The sequence below is a fragment of the Peribacillus sp. GL_122 genome (assembly GCF_057835005.1).
The window spans coordinates 3,356,510-3,377,876 of record NZ_CM174415.1; the positions used below are offsets into that span (position 1 = coordinate 3,356,510).

General features: G+C 40.5%; 24 protein-coding genes, 1 pseudogene and 2 riboswitches. Of the genes and pseudogenes, 9 read left to right on the forward strand and 16 right to left on the reverse strand.

The genetic code is table 11. The features are described from left to right. Window positions 1-3 precede the first annotated feature (3 nt). The 3 genes from AC3ISB_RS16120 to AC3ISB_RS16130 all read left to right on the forward strand — a co-directional run bounded on the left by AC3ISB_RS16120 (window position 4) and on the right by AC3ISB_RS16130 (window position 1,814). On the forward strand, window positions 4-558 hold the full coding sequence (locus tag AC3ISB_RS16120) for a GNAT family N-acetyltransferase (protein WP_489273715.1): 555 nt from the start codon (window positions 4-6) through the stop codon (window positions 556-558). 205 nt (window positions 559-763) lie between these two features. Next, window positions 764-1,156 (forward strand): CidA/LrgA family protein, encoded by a 393-nt coding sequence (locus AC3ISB_RS16125; protein ID WP_098369368.1) that lies wholly within the window; start codon window positions 764-766, stop codon window positions 1,154-1,156. Beyond that, entirely contained in the window at window positions 1,131-1,814 is a 684-nt protein-coding gene (locus AC3ISB_RS16130) for an LrgB family protein (protein ID WP_069981733.1), read from the forward strand. Before AC3ISB_RS16125 ends, AC3ISB_RS16130 begins: the two co-directional genes overlap by 26 nt. A gap of 36 nt (window positions 1,815-1,850) precedes the next feature. Here the strand turns inward: AC3ISB_RS16130 and AC3ISB_RS16135 are convergent, their stop codons facing one another. Both AC3ISB_RS16135 and murG read right to left on the reverse strand, forming a co-directional pair. After that, window positions 1,851-1,997, reverse strand: coding sequence for a DUF2639 domain-containing protein (locus tag AC3ISB_RS16135; protein ID WP_098369367.1), 147 nt, complete (start codon window positions 1,995-1,997; stop codon window positions 1,851-1,853). Window positions 1,998-2,049: 52 nt separating this feature from the next. Then, window positions 2,050-3,138, reverse strand: coding sequence for an undecaprenyldiphospho-muramoylpentapeptide beta-N-acetylglucosaminyltransferase (murG, locus tag AC3ISB_RS16140; protein ID WP_260398123.1), 1,089 nt, complete (start codon window positions 3,136-3,138; stop codon window positions 2,050-2,052). A 193-nt stretch (window positions 3,139-3,331) separates the two neighbouring features. Between murG and AC3ISB_RS16145 the strand changes: the two genes are divergently transcribed. Then, entirely contained in the window at window positions 3,332-4,444 is a 1,113-nt protein-coding gene (locus tag AC3ISB_RS16145) for a mechanosensitive ion channel family protein (RefSeq protein ID WP_286178815.1), read from the forward strand. Window positions 4,445-4,573: 129 nt separating this feature from the next. Continuing rightward, window positions 4,574-5,929 (forward strand): MATE family efflux transporter, encoded by a 1,356-nt coding sequence (locus tag AC3ISB_RS16150; protein WP_098369365.1) that lies wholly within the window; start codon window positions 4,574-4,576, stop codon window positions 5,927-5,929. 65 nt (window positions 5,930-5,994) lie between these two features. Here AC3ISB_RS16150 and AC3ISB_RS16155 read toward each other — a convergent pair whose 3' ends face one another. Next, window positions 5,995-6,768: an SDR family oxidoreductase gene (locus tag AC3ISB_RS16155; protein ID WP_098369364.1), complete on the reverse strand. Its 774-nt coding sequence runs from the start codon at window positions 6,766-6,768 to the stop codon at window positions 5,995-5,997. Window positions 6,769-6,984: 216 nt separating this feature from the next. Between AC3ISB_RS16155 and AC3ISB_RS16160 the strand changes: the two genes are divergently transcribed. Continuing rightward, entirely contained in the window at window positions 6,985-7,395 is a 411-nt protein-coding gene (locus AC3ISB_RS16160) for an Hsp20/alpha crystallin family protein (protein ID WP_489273716.1), read from the forward strand. Window positions 7,396-7,557: 162 nt separating this feature from the next. On the opposite strand, the gene AC3ISB_RS16165 is transcribed toward AC3ISB_RS16160, so the two are convergent. The 6 genes from AC3ISB_RS16165 to AC3ISB_RS16190 all read right to left on the reverse strand — a co-directional run bounded on the left by AC3ISB_RS16165 (window position 7,558) and on the right by AC3ISB_RS16190 (window position 12,646). After that, complete coding sequence (locus AC3ISB_RS16165; protein ID WP_141994668.1) at window positions 7,558-8,292, reverse strand: CAP domain-containing protein; 735 nt, start codon at window positions 8,290-8,292, stop codon at window positions 7,558-7,560. 446 nt (window positions 8,293-8,738) lie between these two features. Beyond that, window positions 8,739-9,176, reverse strand: a complete 438-nt coding sequence (locus AC3ISB_RS16170) for a FixH family protein (protein WP_489273717.1) — start codon at window positions 9,174-9,176, stop codon at window positions 8,739-8,741. Window positions 9,177-9,195: 19 nt separating this feature from the next. Next, window positions 9,196-10,611: a sensor histidine kinase gene (locus tag AC3ISB_RS16175; RefSeq protein ID WP_489273718.1), complete on the reverse strand. Its 1,416-nt coding sequence runs from the start codon at window positions 10,609-10,611 to the stop codon at window positions 9,196-9,198. Next, window positions 10,608-11,294 carry a response regulator transcription factor gene (locus AC3ISB_RS16180; protein ID WP_098369359.1) on the reverse strand — a complete coding sequence of 229 codons (687 nt, stop codon included), beginning with the start codon at window positions 11,292-11,294 and terminating at the stop codon, window positions 10,608-10,610. The genes AC3ISB_RS16175 and AC3ISB_RS16180 overlap by 4 nt, the downstream gene beginning before the upstream one ends. 5 nt (window positions 11,295-11,299) lie before the next feature. Beyond that, window positions 11,300-12,262: a YncE family protein gene (locus tag AC3ISB_RS16185; RefSeq protein ID WP_141994665.1), complete on the reverse strand. Its 963-nt coding sequence runs from the start codon at window positions 12,260-12,262 to the stop codon at window positions 11,300-11,302. 117 nt (window positions 12,263-12,379) lie between these two features. Continuing rightward, window positions 12,380-12,646: a hypothetical protein gene (locus AC3ISB_RS16190; protein ID WP_144552038.1), complete on the reverse strand. Its 267-nt coding sequence runs from the start codon at window positions 12,644-12,646 to the stop codon at window positions 12,380-12,382. A gap of 109 nt (window positions 12,647-12,755) precedes the next feature. Here AC3ISB_RS16190 and AC3ISB_RS16195 point away from each other — a divergent pair, with 109 nt between their 5' ends. Beyond that, window positions 12,756-12,998 (forward strand): DNA alkylation repair protein, encoded by a 243-nt coding sequence (locus tag AC3ISB_RS16195; RefSeq protein ID WP_076366082.1) that lies wholly within the window; start codon window positions 12,756-12,758, stop codon window positions 12,996-12,998. Between the two features lie 57 nt (window positions 12,999-13,055). On the opposite strand, the pseudogene AC3ISB_RS16200 reads toward AC3ISB_RS16195, so the two are convergent. The 7 genes and pseudogenes from AC3ISB_RS16200 to AC3ISB_RS16230 form a co-directional block, all read right to left on the reverse strand. Continuing rightward, window positions 13,056-13,202 (reverse strand): annotated as a pseudogene (locus AC3ISB_RS16200) (DUF2188 domain-containing protein); the annotation flags it as partial. Window positions 13,203-13,268: 66 nt separating this feature from the next. Then, window positions 13,269-14,195: a CobW family GTP-binding protein gene (locus tag AC3ISB_RS16205; protein ID WP_098369356.1), complete on the reverse strand. Its 927-nt coding sequence runs from the start codon at window positions 14,193-14,195 to the stop codon at window positions 13,269-13,271. A 124-nt stretch (window positions 14,196-14,319) separates the two neighbouring features. After that, the gene (locus tag AC3ISB_RS16210) at window positions 14,320-14,853 is read right to left on the reverse strand and encodes a cupin domain-containing protein (RefSeq protein WP_141994663.1); all 534 of its coding nucleotides are present in this window, start codon (window positions 14,851-14,853) and stop codon (window positions 14,320-14,322) included. Between the two features lie 24 nt (window positions 14,854-14,877). Next, window positions 14,878-15,507 carry a methylthioribulose 1-phosphate dehydratase gene (locus tag AC3ISB_RS16215; RefSeq protein WP_098369354.1) on the reverse strand — a complete coding sequence of 210 codons (630 nt, stop codon included), beginning with the start codon at window positions 15,505-15,507 and terminating at the stop codon, window positions 14,878-14,880. Then, entirely contained in the window at window positions 15,504-16,163 is a 660-nt protein-coding gene (locus tag AC3ISB_RS16220; protein WP_098369353.1) for a 2-hydroxy-3-keto-5-methylthiopentenyl-1-phosphate phosphatase, read from the reverse strand. Before AC3ISB_RS16220 ends, AC3ISB_RS16215 begins: the two co-directional genes overlap by 4 nt. A 6-nt stretch (window positions 16,164-16,169) precedes the next feature. Continuing rightward, a complete protein-coding gene (gene mtnW / locus AC3ISB_RS16225; RefSeq protein ID WP_489273719.1) occupies window positions 16,170-17,402 on the reverse strand; it encodes a 2,3-diketo-5-methylthiopentyl-1-phosphate enolase in 1,233 nt (410 codons plus the stop codon). 106 nt (window positions 17,403-17,508) lie between these two features. Beyond that, window positions 17,509-17,661: riboswitch (SAM riboswitch) on the reverse strand. 132 nt (window positions 17,662-17,793) lie between these two features. After that, the gene (locus AC3ISB_RS16230) at window positions 17,794-18,966 is read right to left on the reverse strand and encodes a pyridoxal phosphate-dependent aminotransferase (RefSeq protein WP_489273720.1); all 1,173 of its coding nucleotides are present in this window, start codon (window positions 18,964-18,966) and stop codon (window positions 17,794-17,796) included. Window positions 18,967-19,065: 99 nt separating this feature from the next. Here AC3ISB_RS16230 and AC3ISB_RS16235 point away from each other — a divergent pair, with 99 nt between their 5' ends. Both AC3ISB_RS16235 and mtnK read left to right on the forward strand, forming a co-directional pair. After that, the gene (locus AC3ISB_RS16235) at window positions 19,066-19,848 is read left to right on the forward strand and encodes a carbon-nitrogen family hydrolase (RefSeq protein WP_489273721.1); all 783 of its coding nucleotides are present in this window, start codon (window positions 19,066-19,068) and stop codon (window positions 19,846-19,848) included. A gap of 71 nt (window positions 19,849-19,919) precedes the next feature. Continuing rightward, a riboswitch (SAM riboswitch) is annotated at window positions 19,920-20,073 on the forward strand. A gap of 78 nt (window positions 20,074-20,151) precedes the next feature. Then, on the forward strand, window positions 20,152-21,354 hold the full coding sequence (gene mtnK, locus AC3ISB_RS16240; protein WP_489273722.1) for an S-methyl-5-thioribose kinase: 1,203 nt from the start codon (window positions 20,152-20,154) through the stop codon (window positions 21,352-21,354). The last annotated feature ends 13 nt before the right edge of the window (window positions 21,355-21,367 follow it).

Here is a 21,367-nt window from a genome sequence, read left to right on the forward strand (position 1 = left end):
GAAATGTTAAAAAAGAGAGATTTCACAGATTGTTTTTCTCTTTATGAACAAATGACGCATCCAGATGTCTTCCCTTTCGTGCGCCATAAGGTAGATTCATATGAAGAATATGTTTTCATTACTAAGCAAACGATCGAAGCCGAAGATGCTGGGCAACTCATTTCACGAACAATCTTGGATGAATGGGAAAATCCCATCGGTTGTATTTCTTTATACGATATTGAAAATGGTGCAGGTTTCTTAGGCACATGGCTTGGCAAGCCTTATCATGGAAAAGGGTATAATGCCATTGCAAAAGACGCTTTCTTTAAAGAGCTTTTTTTCGAGCTCGGTTTGGAAACGGTCTTCATGCGTATTCGCAAAAAAAATATCCGCTCTATAAAAGCCGCAGAAAAGCTTCCCTATGCCGTCAATGCCAACGAAACAAGAAAATCCCTTTATGATCAGGTCAATCATGAAGGAGATATCTACGATTTGTATGAAATCCCTAAAGATTTATACACCTTTCATATCCTTAGACAGCATGATGATGACGAACAGCAGTTACTTGAAGCATAGAGCGAAGAACATTTCAGCATGTCTTTGTTTATCTTTTAATATAATGGCCGGAGCTTCCAAACCTGGAAAGCTCTTTTTTCCATTTTCACAGGATGTTTAAGATAGATTGCTGCAAATCCCTATTCTTTTTAGGGATATTTTTTTATAATGAATACAATTGACCAATTCAATAATATATTCAAATCGTCATTGAAAGGACTTAATCATGAAAAAAACATTTGCTTTTATCGTGCAGCTTATCTTCCTGCTCATCATTTGCAAGCTCGGCTATTATTTAGCCAATTTACTTCATTTACCCATACCAGGCAACGTCATCGGCATGATTTTATTATTCGGTTTATTACAGACGAAGGTTATAAAAGTCGAATGGATTGAACTTACTTCAGGATTTTTGGTAAAGCACTTAGCCTTTTTCTTCATTCCCATTTCAATCAGTTTAATGACCATGGGATGGCTTTTCATTGAATTCGGTTTGCCATTGGCACTAACGTTGGGAGTCAGCCTGATTTTTGGATTCATCGTTTCAGCTTGGACTGTTCAGAAGCTATCCCATAGAGGAGAGGTTAAGCAGCATGACAGCGTTCATCACAACTTATAGCATCTTGATAACCATACTTGCCTATTTCATTGGAAGGAAAATATATGCTAAACATCCATCACCTTTTACGACGCCCGTATTTTTCAGTACGGTTACAATTATTCTAGTACTGCTGATCAGCGGTTTGGACTTCGAAGACTATTCACCAGGAAAAGACATCATCACCTATTTCCTAGGACCGGCTACCGTTGCTTTGGCCGTACCACTTTATAAAAATAGAAAAATAATCGTTAAATATGCAATGCCCGCAATTAGCGGCATGATTTTTGGCCTTCTAGTCACATTGATCATTGCCTTTGCCATTGCAAAAGCATTTTCACTTCCGCAATTCATACTCCAAGGATTGGCGGTTAAATCCATTACAGTGCCCATCGCTGTTGAAATCACCGAACTTTATGGCGGAAATTCCAATATATCAGCAGCCTTCGTCATTTTGACAGGGGTACTTGGTACGATGATCGCTCCAAAAATGATGGATAAACTGAACATTACGATGCCCTTCGCACGCGGTATCGCTTATGGTACGATCGCTCATGGTCTCGGTACGGCTCAAGCTGCCCAGGAAAGTGAGTTTACCGGGGCTGTCGCAGGTGCGGCAATGGCTATCGCAGGTATCCTTATTTCCTGTTTCTTTCCTTTTATAAGTAATTTCCTATAAAAAAGAACCGCAACGTCAACGACGTTGCGGTTCTTTTTATGATTTTTTTTGCAGATCGTCGTATAAACGCCTTAGAATATACGTTTTATACAGCTCCAGTTTTTTTTTCTCAATTGGATGATAGCTAATCCCTGCGGCTTTCAGCTGCTGAATGAACCACCCTTTGGAATATTCATAAGCCATTCTACCCCCTCCTCTGTTCGAAAAAGATATGCTACATAGAGGGGAATGATACTTATTTTTTTGCACCCATTACTTTAAGTAGTAATTCATACATTTCAGCTGCCGTTTTGAATGGGCGTTTTTGACGCATTTTCTCCTGATATTCATCCGATTGTTTCACTAAATCCGCTAATGTAGCATTAAAAATCCGGTCATTTAGCTCTTCTTCTTCGATGACTTTACAAAAACCCTGTTTTTCAAAGCTTGACGCATTCAGGATTTGATCTCCACGGGATGCATTGGCACTTAGAGGGATAAGTAACATCGGCTTTTGCAAAGCAAGGAATTCAAAAATTGAATTTGAACCTGCCCTTGACACAACGACATCAGCAGCCGCCAATAGATCGAACAATTCTTCATGTACGAATTCAAAAGGAGCATATCCCCTTTGTTTCAATTCCGTTTTCACATTTCCCTTCCCGCAAATGTGAATAATCTGATAATCCTTTAATAAGGCATCAAGGTTATCTGTAATTAAATTATTGATTTTAACGGCCCCAAGGCTTCCTCCCATAACGAGCAACACCGGTTTGTTATTCGTGAATCCACAAAATGCCTTTCCAGCAGAAGCGTTTCCAGTAAAAATCCCATCGCGCAATACAGCGCCAAGATACATAGCCTTCTCTTTAGGAAGATCTTTTTCCGTTTCCTGGAAAGTAGTGAAGATTTTAGATGCAAGCGGCATGGCAATCTTATTAGCCAGACCAGGCGTAAAATCCGATTCATGTATCGCGATCGGTATCCTCAGCATCCTGCCTGCCAAAACGACTGGAACCGAAACGAATCCACCTTTAGAGAAAATGAAATCCGGCTTGGTCTTTTTTAATATTTTTCGTGCATCAAAAATCCCTTTTATGACCCGGAAAGGATCTTTCATATTTTCAACAGATAGATAACGCCGGAATTTCCCAACTGAAATCGTTTCATAACGGACCTCGGGAAATTCCGTTTCGATGATATTTTTTTCAATGCCTTTTTTTGATCCAATATAAGTAACATCCCACTCATGCTTTAAAAATTCCGGGATGATTGCTGCATTAACAGATACATGACCGGCAGAACCGCCTCCGGTAAATACTATTTTCTTAGTCAATATTTCCACCTTCCAAACTTAAAAAATCACTTTGCATCCATATTACCATATATCCTTGCCATTAATAACTTGAAAAAGTATTCAGTGAATCGCTAAATCCCAATGATGAATGTAATCATCGATTATTTTTCCTTTTTCAGCATGAATATATTATAATCTTAGTATTCTACAATACTACAAGATACATTGGAGGAGTAATACATTGCAAGAAGTTTCTGAATCACTCGATCAATTTGATGGAATCGAAGCCTGGACCAAATTAGGAATTTCCATTGGCATTTTTCTAATTTTCCTTTTGCTTCGGAAAGTATTTACTACATATATATTCAAGTTCTTTCTACGAATTGCAGAAAAACGTAAAGTAGAATTTGCCGCCAACTTAATGCTCGCTATAGAACAGCCGGTAAGATTGCTTATCGTTTTGATTGGTGTCATTATATCCATGCACTATTTTCCAATCGACTCACCTTCGGTTGAATTCAGATCGAAAATATACAGATCGTTTTTTGTCTTCTTATTCTTTTGGACGATTTTTAATATCAGTTCGATCTTAACTATATTATTTCCGAAATTGGTAGGTAAATTCGGACTTGAAGTCGATGAAATCGTCATGCCGTTCTTTACGAAAATCATAAAATTAATCATCATTGCTTTTGGTGCCTCCATCATTGCGGAAGAATGGGGATTTAATGTCGATGGATTTGTTGCAGGGCTTGGTTTGGGTGGATTGGCTTTCGCTCTTGCCGCTAAAGATACCGTCAGCAATTTCTTTGGAGGTATCGTCATCGTTACCGAAAAACCTTTTACCATAGGAGATTGGGTCAAAACTCCAAGTGTGGAGGGAACTATTGAAGACATCACATTCCGAAGCACAAAAGTTCGGACTTTTGCCCAAGCTTTAGTTACAGTCCCAAATGCGACCCTATCGAATGAACCGATCATCAACTGGTCCAAGATGGGCAAAAGACAGATTGCCTTTCATTTGGGAGTGAATGTCACGACACCAAAAGAAAAATTGGAAAATGTCATTAAGGAAATTGAAAAAATGCTCATTGATCATCCTGAAGTACATCCGGAAACGATTTTGGTTAAATTTGATGAGTTCAGTCATTCCGGTTTCAACCTTTACCTTTATTTCTTCACGAAAGCGACGGACTTTGGGGGATATTTATCAATCAAAGAAGATGTGAACTTTAAAATAATGGAGATATTGGAACAGGAAGATGTACAAATTGCCATTCCTTCACAGGCATTCATTCTTCAAAAAGACTCAAATTTGGAAGCCATGAATGATTTTGAATCCATGCGTGACTGACAAAAGGACTTGCCCAATACGGCAAGTCTTTTTTAGCTTCAAATAAAAACTCTTAAAACATCACATGCTTATGTGATATAATTCTTTCATTGTGTTGAAAATTCCAAATATTGATATTGAGGTACTTTGATGAATCAGACTTATACTAAATCACAAAAGCTCCGCTTGTTATTTTATATATTGATACCTATCCTGATCACCCAAATCAGCATGTATGCCATGACTTTTTTTGATGTGATGATGTCGGGACAATACAGCACTCAGGACGTTGCTGGCGTCTCCATCGGCAGTTCGCTATGGACACCAGTGTACACGGGGCTGAGCGGGATATTGATTGCCTTGACGCCGGTGGTTTCACAGCTGGTAGGTTCCAGGCAGTCTAAATCCGTTTCCTATTCCGTGATGCAGGCCATTTATTTAGCTGTTGCTTTAGCCTTGATCATTTTAATCATTGGGGCGTTTTCTTTGAACCCCGTATTGAGTGCCATGGACCTTGAAGATAGTGTCCACATGGTGGCTCATGATTACTTGATCGCCCTTTCACTCGGTATCATTCCTTTATTCGTTTATAATGCGTTGAGAGCTTTCATCGATGCTCTGGGACAGACTAGGATTTCCATGATCATCACCTTATGTGCACTCCCGGTAAACGTCCTTTTTAATTACCTGTTAATATACGGGAAGTTTGGATTCCCTGAACTTGGCGGTGTCGGTTCCGGTTACGCCACTGCCATTACGTATTGGTTAATTGCCCTTGTGGCCATCCTTGTTGTGATAAAAATCAACCCATTTTCGACATATGAGGTTTTCAGTGAATTTTTCCGGGTTTCCTGGAAAGAATGGAAGGCCTTATTATTGATTGGGGTACCCATCGGACTGGCTATCTTTTTTGAAACAAGCATTTTCTCGGCCGTCACCCTTTTAATGAGTAAGTATGATACCGTGACAATTGCATCGCATCAGATTGCCATGAATTTTGCGTCACTGCTTTATATGATCCCGCTAAGTATTTCCATGGCATTGACGATCGTCATTGGATTTGAAATTGGAGCGGCCCGTTATAAAGACGCCAAAGAGTATAGCTGGATTGGCATTTCGATGGCATTGACGATGTCGCTCGTTTTGTCGACCATCCTATTCCTCTTCCGCGAACCTGTGGCCGCTTTATACACAAAAGACCATGAGGTTATGATGCTGACATCACATTTCTTGATATATGCCATCTTCTTTCAGATATCGGATGCCCTGCAGGCACCTATTCAGGGTATTTTGCGTGGATATAAAGATGTAAATGTCACATTTGCGATGTCACTTGTCTCCTACTGGATTCTGGGGCTTCCCATTGGCTATTTCTTTGCAAAGTATACGGATATGGGAGCCTTTGGGTACTGGATCGGCTTAATTTCCGGCTTGGCTCTCGGAGCTATAGGCTTGGCGGCTCGCTTACGGTTCATACAGCAAGTAAAATATAAAAAAATGGCGTAAAAAAAGAGTGGGGCTGGATTATACCGGCCTCACCCTTTTTCATTCTGAATTCAACCCCTAAACCACTAGGCTTTATATATTTTCCCAAGAACATCCTTACCGCCTGTTACCGGTATGATGCTGCCGGTAATGAAATCTGATTTTTCATCACAAAGGAACGTGATGACCCTCGCTATATCTTCCCCTGTACCCGGTCTGCCGACTGGAACCGTATCATCCTTTTCTTCTCTCGCGACCCTAATTTCCTCCTCTTTCCAGTCACCTACGATATCACCGGGACAGACCATATTCACGGTGATGCCATGTGTAGCTTCTTCGGCAGCTAAAGTTCTTGTCAAGGAGGTCAAGCCGCTCTTTGCAGCAGCAAATACAGAACGATAGATCCAACCTGGTGCAGTTTCACACCGTTCAAACCCTAATGTAATGACTCTACCCCAGTTTCTACTGCGCATATGTGGAATAAGCTCTTTCGCAAAATAGAAAAAACCATTTAAATTTCCATCCATGATGTACTTCCATTCATCACTGCCATATTCAGTCATGGGCTTACGGTCATGCATATATGGCCCTGCATTATGAATGAAAATATCAACATGGCCAAATGACTCCGAAATCTTTTGCAAAATATTCAGGCAATCCTCCTCACTTGACGAGTCACCTTGAATCGCAATTGCCTTAACATGGTACTTATCCTGTAATTCATCCACTAATGCTAAAGCTGCCTTTTTACTTTTTCGATAAGTAATGATAATGGACATTCCATTATCCGCGAGTGAAAGTGCCATCCTTTTGCCGATTCCCGTTGCTCCACCAGTAATAAAAGCTACTTTGTCATCCACAGGCTTTACCCTCTTTATCTAATGGATTTTACTTAATTATACATAAGTTTATTCCATTTTCTATAATTTAGTAATTATAAAAAAGAACCTATGGGCTTTAGCTGCATAAAATATAACAAATAAACCTGCCAGACCAAAAGCAGGAGAGAGGAATTCAATATGATTCCCTGGAATTCACTTTTTTCTTTTAAGAATAATCCGAACCAGAAGGACTTCATGAAAAATATGCAGCAAAGTGATGTACAATCGTTCATCGAAAAAGTATTTTCACAAGTCATCCCTGACCATATGCAAGGTATGATGAACCAAAATGATGGCGGCTCACAAACAGTAAATGCCAGATCTGAACATCCTTTACATGCAGAAGTATTTGAAACCCACTTATATGTCTTTGTAAGAATTCCTATAGAAGATGAATCTTGGCTAAAAAATATGAAACTTTACCATACATCTAACCAATCCATCATCGAGGGGATTCCTGAAGAGTCAGATCGGCATGTCATTACACTCCCCGCACTTGTTAAGAAAAAAGGGGCATCGGCCCAATATAAAGAATCAACGTTGGAAATACGTCTTCAGAAAAGTTTCAATACCCAGTATTCAGAAATCGATGTATCCGAGATATAAGCTGCTACACACCGGGACCTCGCTGATAATAAGGTGCGGTTCCTGTTATTTTCTTGGTGCCAACCTTTTTTAGATTTCGCTGTATTTTATTTCATGGAATGATCCATTCTCGCAAAAAAAAGAGCACCCCATGTTAATGGGATGCTCTTTTCTATTAATCTATTATTTTCCGATGAATTGTTGAGTCCAGTAGTTACCAGATTCTACGTAACCTACTCCGATATGAGTAAAGCTAGGGTTCATGATGTTTTCACGGTGTCCTTGGCTATTCATCCAAGCTTGTACCACTTCTTCAGGTGTTTGTTGACCTTGTGCGATGTTTTCGCCAGCTGTTGTATAGCTGATTCCGAATTGTTTCATCATATCGAATGGTGAGCCGTAAGTTGGGCTATTGTGATCAAAGTAGTTTTTATCTTTCATGTCTTGAGACTTAATACGTGCAACTTTGCTCAACTCAGTGTCGATTTTAAGAGCTGCCAAACCTTGTTTTTCACGTTCTGCATTTGTTAATTTAACAACTTGTTGTTCAAAAGCACTTAATTCAGAGCTTGTCTCTTGTTTTTCATCAGTTGATTTATTAGGTGTAACTGGTTTTGCTTCAGGTTTTGCTTGGTTCGTTGTTCCAGCTTCTTGCTGAACTGGTTTTTGAACTGGTTTTTGAACTGGTTTTTGAACTGGCGTTTGTTGTGGCGTTTGTTGTGCCTGCGCTGCCGGTAAAGTGATATTGTATTTAGCTAGGTATTGGTTAAGGACTTGTTGCATATCCTCTTTATTAGTAGATTTAAAAGTTACTTGTTTCACAGTATCACAGTTGGCTGCTTCAGCTTGGTTAGCTCCTACTCCTGTGAATATAATAGCTGCAGCCGCTGCTGCTGACATAAACATTTTCTTTTTCATTCGTATTTCCTCCTGTGATGTTCATTTTTTGTTGTGCTTTGCTTCTGGAATTATCATAACATGCACTTTTTGTAATAAAGGCTCCATCAATTTCCATCAAATTCACAGGGTGCGAATGAAAATATATTTATGATCCAGTTTAAGAGAAATCTTGCAAAAATGCTTTAACTATCTATGTTTCTGCCAGTAGTATAAATACTCATATTTTCCCAGTAATTTCTTGTCAATGGTAGTTACATAGAACTATTTCCATTGAATACTAATAAATTTTAATTGACATATCATTTCCAACCTGATTTTTATGACTTTCTTTACTTTTATGTTACAAATTTTTCGGTTTAACTTCGACATTTCGTCATATTCTCCCTATCACCTTGAATATTTTTCCAAATAAAAAAACAATCCGGTTTTAAACCCGAATTGTTTTGATTTCGATGGTATATTCATCATTTCATTTCTTCATCATTCATCTCGTCCATTTCCTTTTTTTCGCCACTTTGTTCAGGAGTGCTTGGTTTGCCTATTACGAATTCTTTCTTTGGCATGTTGTGCATATCCCTTGCAGTTACATGGGCATATACATAGTAGGTTCCTTCTTTATCAAAATTCTTTTCCAATTCATATATGCCGTTCCCTTTATGTTTCACTGCGATCTTGTCATGATCATCGCTATTCGCAAGCCAAATTTCAAAACTGACATCATCTGCATCTGTCACGGCTTCGTCCCCATATGTTACTTTTGCCTGAAATTTCACAGGATCATTCACTTTACCCTGAATTGGATCGACAGCTAAATCGACATTTAACATTTTCGGAATTTCCTCTTCCTTGCTGCATCCAGCCAAAAAAATTAACGCCATGCAAAATAACAGGATTTTTTTCATTTTTGAACGTATCCCCTTTTTATGAATTCCATTCTTCTTTTATAATCGGTAGGATGACCCTGACTTTTGTGCCCCTTTTTTCCTTGCTTTCTATTTCGATTTTACCATTTTGTAATTCCACCAATTTTTTAACAATGGACAGTCCAAGCCCTGACCCGCCATCAAAACGGCTGCGTGCCTTGTTCACTCGGTAAAAACGATTCATGATATATGGCAGATCCGCTTCCGGAATCCCGTTACCCGTATCAGTAACCAGCAGTTCGCAATCATCTTTATGCTGAATTAAGGTAATATGGATCGCCCCTCCGGGATCCGTGTACTGAATGGCATTATCAATAATGTTATGTAGGATCTGTTCCATCCTTCCTTCATCCCCCAAAATAATCGGGTCTGGATCCAGGTCTAGCTGCAAGCCCAATTGCTTTTCTTTTATTATCGGTTCATATTTCACAAGTACGTCTTCAATGAATTGCGCATAGGCAATAGGGGTTTTATTTAACATGAATGGATCACTATCCATTTTTGATAAGTCCATCAGATCTCCCACAAGCCGCTGCAGCCTAAGAGCCTCCCTTGAAATGAGTTGAAGGTATTTCCGTTGCTCTTCATCATTTTTCACGACACCATCCAATATGGCCTGCGTATAGCCCTTTACGTAACTAAGCGGGGTTCTGAGCTCATGTGCAACATTTTCTAAAAATTCTTTTTTTCTTTCTTCTTCCATATGGATGGAATTGGCCATATCATTAAAGGCCATTGCCAGTTTCCCTATTTCATCATGACTCCTTACCTCGACCTGTATGTCATAATTCCCCTCTGAGACACGATGGGCTGCAGTCTCGATTTCCTTAATCGGACTGACTAGCTTTTTCAACCATTTCGTAGTAAACAAAATCGCGACAATCAAAAATAATAGAACGGCCGCCATCCATTTTGCGGCAAATTCCTTAAGTAATACCGTAATGGAATCTACAGGAATATATGTATAGATGATACCTTCGAGCCGATTTTCGTCAATCAGGGGTATGATCGCCGCTACGATGTTCTTTTCAAATCTTTTCTCATATCCCTCTTTTTCAACGGCTTTCCCATCTAAAAGCATTTGCCGTTCTTCTTCAGAAATAAGGGTGTCATAATTGATTTCAAAAGGCAGACAGGCACTCAATTCCCTCGGATTGTTGACGACAAAGATCTCGCTGTCATTCTTACTGTTAAACCATTCAACTTTTTCCTTGAAATCTTCGCTGATTTCACCGCCGGAGTAATCCGCCCCTAGCAATGACGCTTCATTGACTAAATCTGTTTTAAGCTTCTCCACATATAGATTTTTATAATAATATTGAGAAAGTGAATAAGCGAACAGCACGGATAGGATGATGGCGGTGATGATGGTGAGCCATAATTTAAAAGAGAGGGTTCGCCATTTATTGATCATTTCTTTTCCTCTATCTTATAACCGATTCCCCAGACGGTTTGAATGTAATCGGCCGCTCTTAATTTCATTCGTAACGTTTTGATATGGGTATCCACGGTCCGTAAAGATCCTCCATACTCCCCGCTCCATACATTTTCAAGCAGTTGTTCACGGCTTAGTGCCTGGCTTTTATGACGCATGAGGAATAAAAGCAATTCGAATTCCTTCAAGGTTAAATTGATTGGCTTCCCTTCCACCAAAACCGTTCTGGATTGTAAGTTCAAGCTAATTTTACCGAACCGGACATGGTTTTGACTCTCTTCATTCAATGATAATTTCCCTGTCCTCCGCAATACCGCTTCGACCCTTGCAACCAATTCTCCTGGATTGAACGGTTTGACGATATAATCGTCGCCGCCAAGCTTCAGCCCTTTCACCTTATCCCATTCTTCACCTTTCGCACTGACAAATATCACAGGAATCTCCCAATTTTCACGAATTTCTTCACAAACGGAGAAACCATCCATACCTGGCATCATGATATCCAATAGAATTAAATCAACTTCCTCTGTTTCAACCATACTAATAGCTTCTTTTCCATTCGCAGCTTGAAGGCATCGATAACCTGAGTTCAGTAAATACATTTCAACTAGATTTCGCATATCTTCTTCATCATCCACGACTAAAATGGTGTAAACATGCATGTCATCTACTCCCTCAACATCAATTGGAACGGACCTTCGCCGACTTTGATCGTTTTTTTAACATCGACTGTTTCAGCATCCATTACATACACTTCATCACTATCATATCCCGCCACGATCACATCTTCGTTAAAGCTAGCCATTTCAAAAGGGTTGACGCCGACCACTTTGCTTTTCACTTCCTCATATTGATCATTCAATTTATATAAGGAGCTTGTACCATGACTAAGGACAAATATGCCTTCTGCATTCTCAAGGAACTTTATCGGCATGGTTGGGGCCTTCAGCTTATTCTTCAACTCTCCCGTTTGTGCCGAATAAATATATAGATCTTCTTCCACTTTGTCCCCATCACCGTGTCCTCCGATCCATATTTCATCCTTTTCTTCCCTTAATAATGTGCCTGTGCTGGAACTATGTACGGGAAATTCAAAATCGACCTTTTTCGTTTCAAGATTTATTACAGAACATTTGGTATCACCAAAATTAATAACATACAAACGATTCGATTGCTCTCCTTGAAGAACGGTCAGGGGGCTTTTACCAACCTTGACAATATCCTGTTTCTCCCCATCTGTATTTAAAAAATAGATGGAGTGATTCGATTGGTTGACCGCCACGATGCTTTTTCCATCACGTAACAACTGCATATTAACGATCCCTTTGCCAATTTCCCAACTGTTTATCAGTTTTCCTGCTGATAAAGAGTACACTTGGACTTTCTCCATCTCTTTTCCATAAAGCAGGATAGTATCTTTGTCTGCCAGGAGCAGAGCTCCGGTAAATGGTTCTGAAATATCCCATTTTGCAAATGGATGATAGTTTTCATCTATGAAAGTCAGTGAGGTATCCTTGATATTGACAGTCGCCAGGAAAGATTCACTTTTATTGATTTTAGTAAATGCATTACCGCTATTACACCCAGTAAGCAGTACGATGGCAAGAAAAAGCCCAATGCCCCACTTCATATTTTAAGCTCCTTATTCATTAAATATCTATTTTTTAAAGATTTTAACAATGATTTGTGAAAAAAGTATGAAGCAGAAAAGAATATTTGCTAACAAGCATCTGTTACACCTCGGAAATCATATTCTTTCCAATTCAGTGATATAGGCCATGACGATCGCATTTTTCATTTCTTCAGAAAGCGAAGATTCCATCACGCGTTTAATACAGAGGTAAAATTTCTCCAATACTGGTTTTCGGGCACGGGGATGGGCATTTTCATCCAAAAGCTCACGGCGGATGAGTTCCGACAACACTTCCCCTCCACCTCCATCGGTCATCTTACGATTATTCCATATGCTTAAATAAGCCACCAGTAATTCTTCTTGCCTGACATTTTCTTTCATAGTATCCCTTCCATCCATTACTAATTTATACATATTAATGTTCGAGTTTGTAAAGACTATCTTAATAATACGATCACGCTTTTTAAAATTCAAAAAGGGAGTGAGTACAATGTCTCAAGTATACCGCTGTCCGAATTGCCGGACAAATAAATCTCGCTTCAATCTCATTCAGCAAGTAGCAACCCCCATTAAAAAGGATCCGCAGTCAGGTGAGATTATTGAACAATATTCGAATGATTCCCTTCAGCCATTCCATCTAGCATATAATGGTCCTGAAGTTCGGGTTCAATGTGCTGCTTGCGGATTAATAGAAGACGAAAAGACATTTGCCGCCTTTGGAATGCAACAATAAAAATGGTCAGACCCCTAAATGGGTCTGACCATTTTTTCAATCTTTTCCTACTGACATCTTAGCCCGGTCTATGGCGATTGGAATGGCTTTTCCATCCTCATATCCTTCATCTAATAATGCATTGGCGATTTCTATAGCCTTTTCCCTTACATCTTTATCTAGATTCTTCATCGAGTTTGGGTAATCGTTCTTATTCCATGGCACTAATACCGCCTCCTTGATAAGAAAGTCTCCTTTTTATGTTTCCCTTCTTTAAAGGGCGGTAAACTTTTATCGGGCCGCTTTCAATTCCAAAGCTTTCAACTGAGCGATCAACATTTCCTTATCCAACTTTTCCCCGATCATGACGATATTCAATGGCATTTTCATCATTTCATTCATATACATCGGCATTCCGTAGGAGTATTGGAATAAATGGGGGTATTGTGAATGTGTAAAGGAAATGTATCCTTTCATTCGATAGACCGTTTCCGGTAGAGCCCTAAGCCACTCTTCAAAGTCGGTTTGTGCCACGGCACCTTCAAATGTATGAACGACTGCAGTTAAATGCAAATGGTCATGTACATCAAGCTTTTGATGGCCATTATGCCGTTTTCTTTGCATCTGCTGCAATGATGCCAAGGATACGGCTGCATACTCCGTCAATAAACATACGGCATCCGGATTCAGCGCCTGTATCGTATAAATCAGCTGTGCGGCCTCCATCTCACTTACTAAATCCGCTTTATTCAATAATATGAAATCGGCATGGTGGATTTGCTCGACAAGCAACTGTCGAAGCTGCGGAGACAGTTCCTCCCGATCGCGCCACCTTAATAAATCGACGACAGTGATAATCCCTTTATACTCCAGCCTTTTGGCGAAAATCGGCGACATGATGCCATCCAATACTTCAACTGGATGAGCTGCGCCCGTCGTTTCAATATAAACCGCATCCAGTTCATTTTCCGTTAGCAATTCATGAAGCTGAACCTCCAGTTTATCTTGAATTGTGCAGCAAATGCATCCGTCAAATAACTCCTTAAGTGGCACTCCATCACCAAGGAGTCCGCTGTCAACCGATACACTGCCAAGCTCATTTAAAAGCACGGCCACTTTTCTACCCGCTTCACTTTCCTGTTTTAAAATATTTCGAAGAAGCGTCGTTTTCCCGCTGCCGAGAAAGCCGCCCAATATGTATACTTCGGTTGTTTTCATTCTTATCTGCTCCTATGATCCGGTTAAATTCGATTCCGTTAAATTTTATCATACTTATCTTACTAAAGCACTTGCCGGATCCACATAAAAAAACCAGCCCTTAAGCTGGTTTTTCAACAATGATTCATGCTTGAACTTCATCTTTTTCGTAAATCGGCACCCATCCTGCCGCTGTTACGAAAATACGGACAGCAACAGTTTTCCTATCTTCTGCGAGCGTGAAATAATGTCTTGTTGATTCTGGTACACTAATAAGATCTCCGGGATTAAGACGTACATCAAACCACTGTTTATCATTGCCTTCAATGGCAAAGATACTCGTACCTCCCGCTATGAAACGCACTTCATCATCTTCATGGTGGTGTTCCTGCTTAAAGTTTTCAAGCATTTGATCCAAGTTCGGATTTGCATCTGATAATGTGATGATATCATGCGCTTTATAGCCTCTTCTTTCAGAAATTTCCGCTATCTCTGATTGGAATGTTACAAGGATTTCCTCCTTGTCAGCATCTGTTAGATCGTATTTTTCCACAAGATGGGCCGGTAATTTAGAAATGTCCCATTGCTCATAAATAACCCCTTGTGTTTCTAAAAACCCTTTTACCTGTTCACCGTTTTCAATAACCTCGTTTGTTTCATGGAATTTGATCGTCGCCATCATTCATACCTCCTCTATGAGTGTTTATCTTAAAGAACCTGCAAACGCCTTTTGTTGATTAAGCAACAGTTGGTATTGAAATAAAAATTCGCAAGCTTCAAGTATTCTTTTTGCTTCGAGTCCGCTTTTACCCCAAACCGTAATGCCATGATTGCGGATCAGCACGGCGCCAGAGTCTTCTTCGACATGTGGCTTGAACTTATCGGATAACAGCGGAATGTCAGCGTGATTATATATGATTGGAATCCGAAGCTCCGAATCTTCCTCCCACCGACCGGTCGCTTTAATGATTTCATGATTACAAAATGAAACCTGGCCTTCATCTCCGTACAATTCTGATATCACATTATTTTCAACTGTATGGACATGGAGTACACAGTTCGCATTTGTTTTCCGGTAAATGACTGTATGAAGTAAAGTTTCGGCCGATGGTCTTAGGTTCGTTTCTTCAACTGGTTTTCCTTTTAAATCCACCAGTAAAAAGTCCGAATCCGTTTGCTTCCTTTTATCCTTACCGCTTGCCGTAATATAAAAGAAAGGGCTTTTGGGCTCGCGGATGGACAAGTTCCCGCTTGTTCCCATAAACCAATCCCTTTCGGCCAGTTCAGCTTTAATATCTGCCAACTCCCGCCATTCTTTAGAATGATTGTTCACGCTTTAACCGCCTCCTGCCGCTTTAAAATGTCAATTACATCAAAAAATGTTTCAAATCCTTGATGTGGAATTCCTTCCCTATCGCATTTTTCAAGCAGTATGTCACGGGCTATGACAAAATCGGCCTGTTTAGCCGCTTCAAAATCCGTTACTGAATCTCCAATAACGAATTTAAAATCTTCCGCACCCGCTATTTCCCTCATAATGGATGGCTTGCAGCAACCGCAATCATTATTACATTGATCATCACAAGCATGTGGCCACTCTATATAAATCTTTTCCTTATCAAAAAATGCATGGTTGCAATAAACGGACTCTGTTGGCAAGATATCATTTAAAAGCGGTGCAATGAAAAAATCCATGCCCCCGCTTACTATATATAAAGGGATGTTGGCTTGTTTCGTATACTCAACGAATTCATAAAACCCTGGACGAATGCCGGCCGTTTTTCTTACATATTGGATGATGTCATCCTTCATGCCACTATCAAGCAGTGAAAACATATCCCCAACTCCTGAAGATATACTGATTTTTTGCTGAAGGACACCGTCTTTCAACGCTTCCCATTCCGGAGGCGCAAATTTTTTCATGATGGAAATGATATTGTCCGTGTTGGTGATCGTTCCGTCAAAATCACAAAAGATGATCGGTTTCATTATTTCTTATAAGCCTCCCCATAACACAAGAGCTTTTTTTAGTGTTTCTTCCTCAGCCGCCGCTTCTGATAGGTCCTTTCCTGCTAGAACGGCTTCCACAGCAGAACGGAAAGCCTTGGCCCCGCCCTCTGCTCCGTCAGGGTGCCCGTGAATTCCGCCCCCTGCATTAATCACGCTATCGAGCCCAAAATCCTTGATTAAGTCCGGAACCATGCCTGGATGAATGCCTGCAGAAGGAACAGGGAAGGCTTTTTTCCATGAAAATTCATCTTTTGTCAGAGCTTCAGCAATCGCCAAGGTCTCCTTTTTTTCTAGTGCGACATTTCCATAAGGGGATGGGAACAAGGATAAATCCGCACCTGATAACCTTACTAATTTACCAAGCAATAACGGATAGCCGATCCCATAAAATGATGAAGATGCCAATGCCCCGCTATATGCGGGATGCGCCATGATCGGCAGCTTGATACGATCATGTTCACTCAAGGCCTGCAATACATCCAAACCATATGTATGAACGTTGAACAATAAAGCATCTGCCCCTGCTTCAGCCGCCTGCTCTGCCTTATCCAGTAATTCAAATGTTTTCCCTGATAGATTGACAGCATATAAAGTTCGGTGGCCAGTGGTTTCATGGACTTCATTCAATATTCTTTTTCCCGTTTTTATTCTATCGAAAAATGGAGTCAGTTCCTGGTCGAAGAGGATCTCATCATCTTTAACTAGGTCGACACCCCCTAATGCTTGTTGCCTCAGTTGCTCATTATGGAATGTCAGGTCCCTTCCTAATACACCTTTAAAGATGCTCATCACCAGGGGCCGGTTAAATACGCCAATCTTTTCCCTTATGCCTCCAATACCAAATTGCGGCCCGGGAAAAGCTTTTTGAATATCACCGACAAAATCCAGGTCGATAAGTTTTATTTCTCCGTCCAATGAAAGTTTGCCGAAGACCGTCGTGAGGATTGCAGGTAAATCAATGGAGAAATTCCCTGCCGGATAGGCAATTTTAATAAGCGAACGGTATACTTTACGATTAAAGTAGCTGTTTGCCCTCTCTTCTTCAGATAGTGGTGTCACCGATACGACGCGCCCCTTATGTTTTTCCAGTTGTTTCTGGACCAAATGTGGCAGGTCCGTCCATGTCCCGACAGTCAAACCTAAGGCGATGCTCTCTGCTTTTTTCTCATGATTTCCATTGAAGTCATGAATTAAATAAGTAGCGACTATCTCGCTCATCTGAATCACTCCTATAACACGTTAGTAAACTCTCGATGTCATTAACCTGAAATGTTCTCAAAATGGCAAAAGCCCCTTCATAAAGAAGAGGCTTTAAAAAGCCATCTTCTTATCTCCCAGCCATTGGCTGCAAGAATTAGCACCGTGCCTTGTGGATTTAAAGAAAATCCGGCGAAGAATTCCGCCCCATTTTACAATGGAATTACGGTCGGTTGCTGGGCTTCATAGGGCTAGTCCCTCCACCTGCTCAAAATAAGAAAACGCTGATATATAAATTGCATTCAAGTATCGAAAGATTAAGAATTTATTTTGTATTCTGACAGGTAATCCCTACTTTGTCAATAAGTTTTAACTATTTAACGGTGAATAAATCGGATACCTCATTCCATCGTTAAAATAAGTTTAATGTACGTATTCGTTCCACAGCCTCTTCAAGCCGTTCTTCGGAAGTCAATAGCCCTACCCTGACGTAACCTTCGCCAAATTCACCGAATCCATTCCCTGCGGCAACAGCTACGTGGGCATGCGTTAATAAATAGTCTGCAAAACTCTCTGACGTAAAACCTTTAGGTACCTTGAGCCAGGCAAAAAACGATGCCGCAGGCGCTTTGACATCCCAGCCGATTGCCCTCAATCCCTTAATGAAAACATTCCTTCGTCCTTCGTACATCTGCACTAACTGCTCTACACAGCTCTGCGAGTCAAGCAAAGCGCTTGCCGCAGCTTCTTGTATCGCCGGGAAAAGACTCACATAAAGATGGTCTTGTAATAGTTCAAGAGCTTCTATTACACTCTTATTCCCTACTGCGAAGCCGACTCTCCACCCTGCCATATTGTATGTTTTCGATAGTGTGTATATTTCTATTCCTACATCCTTCGCTCCCTTTGCCTGGAGAAAGCTTATCGGTTTTTTTCCGTCGAATCCGATCGCACCATAAGCGAAATCGTGGACCACACAAATGGAATGCTCTTTTGCGAAGGTGACGGTTTCATCAAAGAAACTTTCAGTTGCAGAAGCACCTGTGGGATTATTCGGATAGTTCAAGAACATCATTTTGGCTTTATCAAGTACTTCTTTATGTATGTCATCGTATTTCGGAAGAAAATCATTTTCTTCTGTCAAGGGCATGAGTTCGGTCTTTGCCTGGGCTAAAACAACTCCGGAAAGATAATCCGGATAGCCTGGATCTGGAACAAGGATCGTATCACCTGGATTCAATAAACACTGCGGCAGTTCTACAAGACCTGCCTTCCCCCCGAAGAGAATCGCCACTTCACTATTCGGATCCAGCTTGACACCGTATTCTCGTTCATAAAAGACGGCGGCAGCATCTTTTAAATATTGATGCCCCCGGAATGGCGAATATTTATGATTTATCGTTTTTTCAGCGGCAGACTGCAAACTTTTCACGATATGTTCTGGCGTCGGCTGATCAGGGTTTCCCTGGCCTAAATTAATGACATCATGTCCTTGCTCCGTGATCGCATTGACTTTTGCGACTAGTGAAGCAAAAAACTGCTTGGGCAGGTCCTGAAGCTGGCCGGATTTTTCGAATTGCACCATTTATACACCTTCTCTGAAATTTCTTGAAATTCTAGTCACAAATGATATATGTTTATCATAGTCTTGTAAAGTATTTTTTACATGTGGGGGTTTTAAACGATGAAGTGGAAAATAGCTTGTATTCAAATGGATATAGCCTTCGGGCAACCGGATATCAATTTTCAGGTTGCAGAACAATGGATGGAAAAAGCGGCACGCTCAGAACCCGATATCGTCATTTTACCGGAACTTTGGACAACAGGATACGACTTGACCAGGTTAAATGAGATTGCTGATCATGAGGCAGAAAAAACGATTGAATTTTTTAAAACACAGGCACAGAAACACCAGATTCACATCATAGGCGGTTCCATTGCGAAAAAAACAAGCAAGGGAATCTATAACACCATGATCATCATCGATAAACATGGAAATCTCATTAAAGAATATGATAAGCTTCACTTATTTCAGTTAATGGATGAACATCATTTCCTGCAGCCAGGAGAAAAAGATGGTTTATTTACTCTTGATGAAAAAATATGTGCTGGATTCGTTTGTTATGACATCCGTTTCCCTGAATGGCAGCGAGCCCATACCGTTCAAGGCGCCGAAGTTCTATTCGTAACGGCTGAATGGCCAAAGCCGAGACTCGATCATTGGAGAGCCTTGTTGATTAGCCGTGCCATCGAGAACCAAGCCTATGTTGTAGCCGTTAATCGTTCAGGTTCGGATGTCAATAATATATTTGCGGGTCATTCCTTGATTATTGATCCATGGGGGAATATCATAAGTGAAGCCGGAGAAGAAAACCAACTCTTGACAGGCACCCTGGACTTCAAAAAAGTTACGGAAGCCCGTAACAAAATACCTGTATTCGAAGATCGCCGCCCTGATTTTTATTAATTTACCCATTGACAAACTATTTAAAAAGTTGTTATTATTTTCCCGAAGATTAAAATTTCAGAAAACATTTACTCTTATCAAGAGCAGGCTGAGGGATAAAGGCCCTATGAAGCCCAGCAACCGACTGTAATACCATTGTGAAATGGGGCGGATTCACCGCCGGATTATAAAATCCACAGAGCACGGTGCTAATTCCACCAGAATTCATATTCTGGAAGATAAGAGGTCCGAAGCCAAAACTTCTGCCTCTTTCTATATGAAAGAGGCTTTTTTATTCTTATTTTGAATCTGGAGGGGAAAAGAATGACGCAAAACCATTCAAATTTTAAGAGATTGACAAACGAAACAGCTATAACCCTTGCAAAAAAACTTGGGTTGGTCAATGCGGATGAAAGTTTAAAATGTAAAGAAATCGGCGATGGTAACTTAAATTATGTTTTTCATATTACAGACACGCACACAAATAAAGGAATAATCATCAAACAAGCGGTCCCTTATGCCAAGGTACTTGGTGAAAGCTGGCCGCTCACATTGAAAAGGGCTGCCATTGAAGCGAATGCGCTGATTCATTTCAGAAGTTATTGCCCCGAATTCGTACCGCAAGTCTATTATTCGGATGAACAGCTTGCCATCACGGTCATGGAGGATTTATCTCACTTGAAAATCGTTAGGACAGGATTGATCGATGGCGATTCATATCCATTGCTTTCACAGCATATTGGTGAGTATGTTGCGAAGACGGCATTTTATACATCCGATTATCATTTAGAACCATCTGCGAAAAAGGAAGTGGCCCGACATTTCACGAATCCGGAACTCTGCAAAATCACTGAGGTCTTTATTTTCACGGATCCATTTTTTGAGGAACTCCCGGGAGACTTCGAGGTGGAATTGACTGATGCCGCCAAAAATATCTGGAATGATCAAGAAGTAATACTTGAGGTCGCTAAGCTGAAACAAGGCTTTGAAACCGAGCAGGAGGCCTTACTTCATGGAGATTTACATACTGGAAGTATATTTGCAAGTGAAACTGAAACAAAGGTTATTGATCCGGAATTCGCTTTTTATGGGCCCGTTGGTTTTGACCTTGGTCAATACACCGCGAACCTTCTCTTCCAGGCAGTCACACGCAATGGCGCTGGAAAGGAAGAGATTTTCACACACCTTCATGAATTTTGGAATGCCTTTGAAGAAACTTATACCGAATTATGGGAAGGTCAAAATAAAAGCCCATTCCGCCATGTGAAAGGTTATCTGCCTTACTTACTGACAAAATTCAAAAAAGATGCTTTCGGTTTTGCCGGCTGTGAACTGATTCGGCGAACCATAGGCCTTTCCAATGTTGCCGATTTAAACGTCATTGAAAATAAAGAAACAAGGATTGCTGCCAAAACTGCAACATTGGAAATTGGTGCATTTTTAATTAAAAACCGGGAAGAATTGGATGTTCCAGCAGTCATTGAAGCATTGAAGCAACGTACACTGCCATCTTATTCAACCATTTAAAAGGAGACCTGCA

Coding starts and splice junctions, on each gene's coding strand:
- AC3ISB_RS16120 (WP_489273715.1), top strand. CDS start 4: ATGTTAAAAAAGAGAGATTTCACAGATTGTTTTTCTCTTTATGAACAA.
- AC3ISB_RS16125 (WP_098369368.1), top strand. CDS start 764: ATGAAAAAAACATTTGCTTTTATCGTGCAGCTTATCTTCCTGCTCATC.
- AC3ISB_RS16130 (WP_069981733.1), top strand. CDS start 1,131: ATGACAGCGTTCATCACAACTTATAGCATCTTGATAACCATACTTGCC.
- AC3ISB_RS16135 (WP_098369367.1), bottom strand. CDS start 1,997: ATGGCTTATGAATATTCCAAAGGGTGGTTCATTCAGCAGCTGAAAGCC.
- AC3ISB_RS16150 (WP_098369365.1), top strand. CDS start 4,574: ATGAATCAGACTTATACTAAATCACAAAAGCTCCGCTTGTTATTTTAT.
- AC3ISB_RS16160 (WP_489273716.1), top strand. CDS start 6,985: ATGAAAAATATGCAGCAAAGTGATGTACAATCGTTCATCGAAAAAGTA.
- AC3ISB_RS16165 (WP_141994668.1), bottom strand. CDS start 8,292: ATGAAAAAGAAAATGTTTATGTCAGCAGCAGCGGCTGCAGCTATTATA.
- AC3ISB_RS16170 (WP_489273717.1), bottom strand. CDS start 9,176: ATGAAAAAAATCCTGTTATTTTGCATGGCGTTAATTTTTTTGGCTGGA.
- AC3ISB_RS16175 (WP_489273718.1), bottom strand. CDS start 10,611: ATGATCAATAAATGGCGAACCCTCTCTTTTAAATTATGGCTCACCATC.
- AC3ISB_RS16180 (WP_098369359.1), bottom strand. CDS start 11,294: ATGCATGTTTACACCATTTTAGTCGTGGATGATGAAGAAGATATGCGA.
- AC3ISB_RS16185 (WP_141994665.1), bottom strand. CDS start 12,262: ATGAAGTGGGGCATTGGGCTTTTTCTTGCCATCGTACTGCTTACTGGG.
- AC3ISB_RS16190 (WP_144552038.1), bottom strand. CDS start 12,646: ATGAAAGAAAATGTCAGGCAAGAAGAATTACTGGTGGCTTATTTAAGC.
- AC3ISB_RS16195 (WP_076366082.1), top strand. CDS start 12,756: ATGTCTCAAGTATACCGCTGTCCGAATTGCCGGACAAATAAATCTCGC.
- AC3ISB_RS16205 (WP_098369356.1), bottom strand. CDS start 14,195: ATGAAAACAACCGAAGTATACATATTGGGCGGCTTTCTCGGCAGCGGG.
- AC3ISB_RS16210 (WP_141994663.1), bottom strand. CDS start 14,853: ATGGCGACGATCAAATTCCATGAAACAAACGAGGTTATTGAAAACGGT.
- AC3ISB_RS16220 (WP_098369353.1), bottom strand. CDS start 16,163: ATGAAACCGATCATCTTTTGTGATTTTGACGGAACGATCACCAACACG.
- mtnW (WP_489273719.1), bottom strand. CDS start 17,402: ATGAGCGAGATAGTCGCTACTTATTTAATTCATGACTTCAATGGAAAT.
- AC3ISB_RS16230 (WP_489273720.1), bottom strand. CDS start 18,966: ATGGTGCAATTCGAAAAATCCGGCCAGCTTCAGGACCTGCCCAAGCAG.
- AC3ISB_RS16235 (WP_489273721.1), top strand. CDS start 19,066: ATGAAGTGGAAAATAGCTTGTATTCAAATGGATATAGCCTTCGGGCAA.
- mtnK (WP_489273722.1), top strand. CDS start 20,152: ATGACGCAAAACCATTCAAATTTTAAGAGATTGACAAACGAAACAGCT.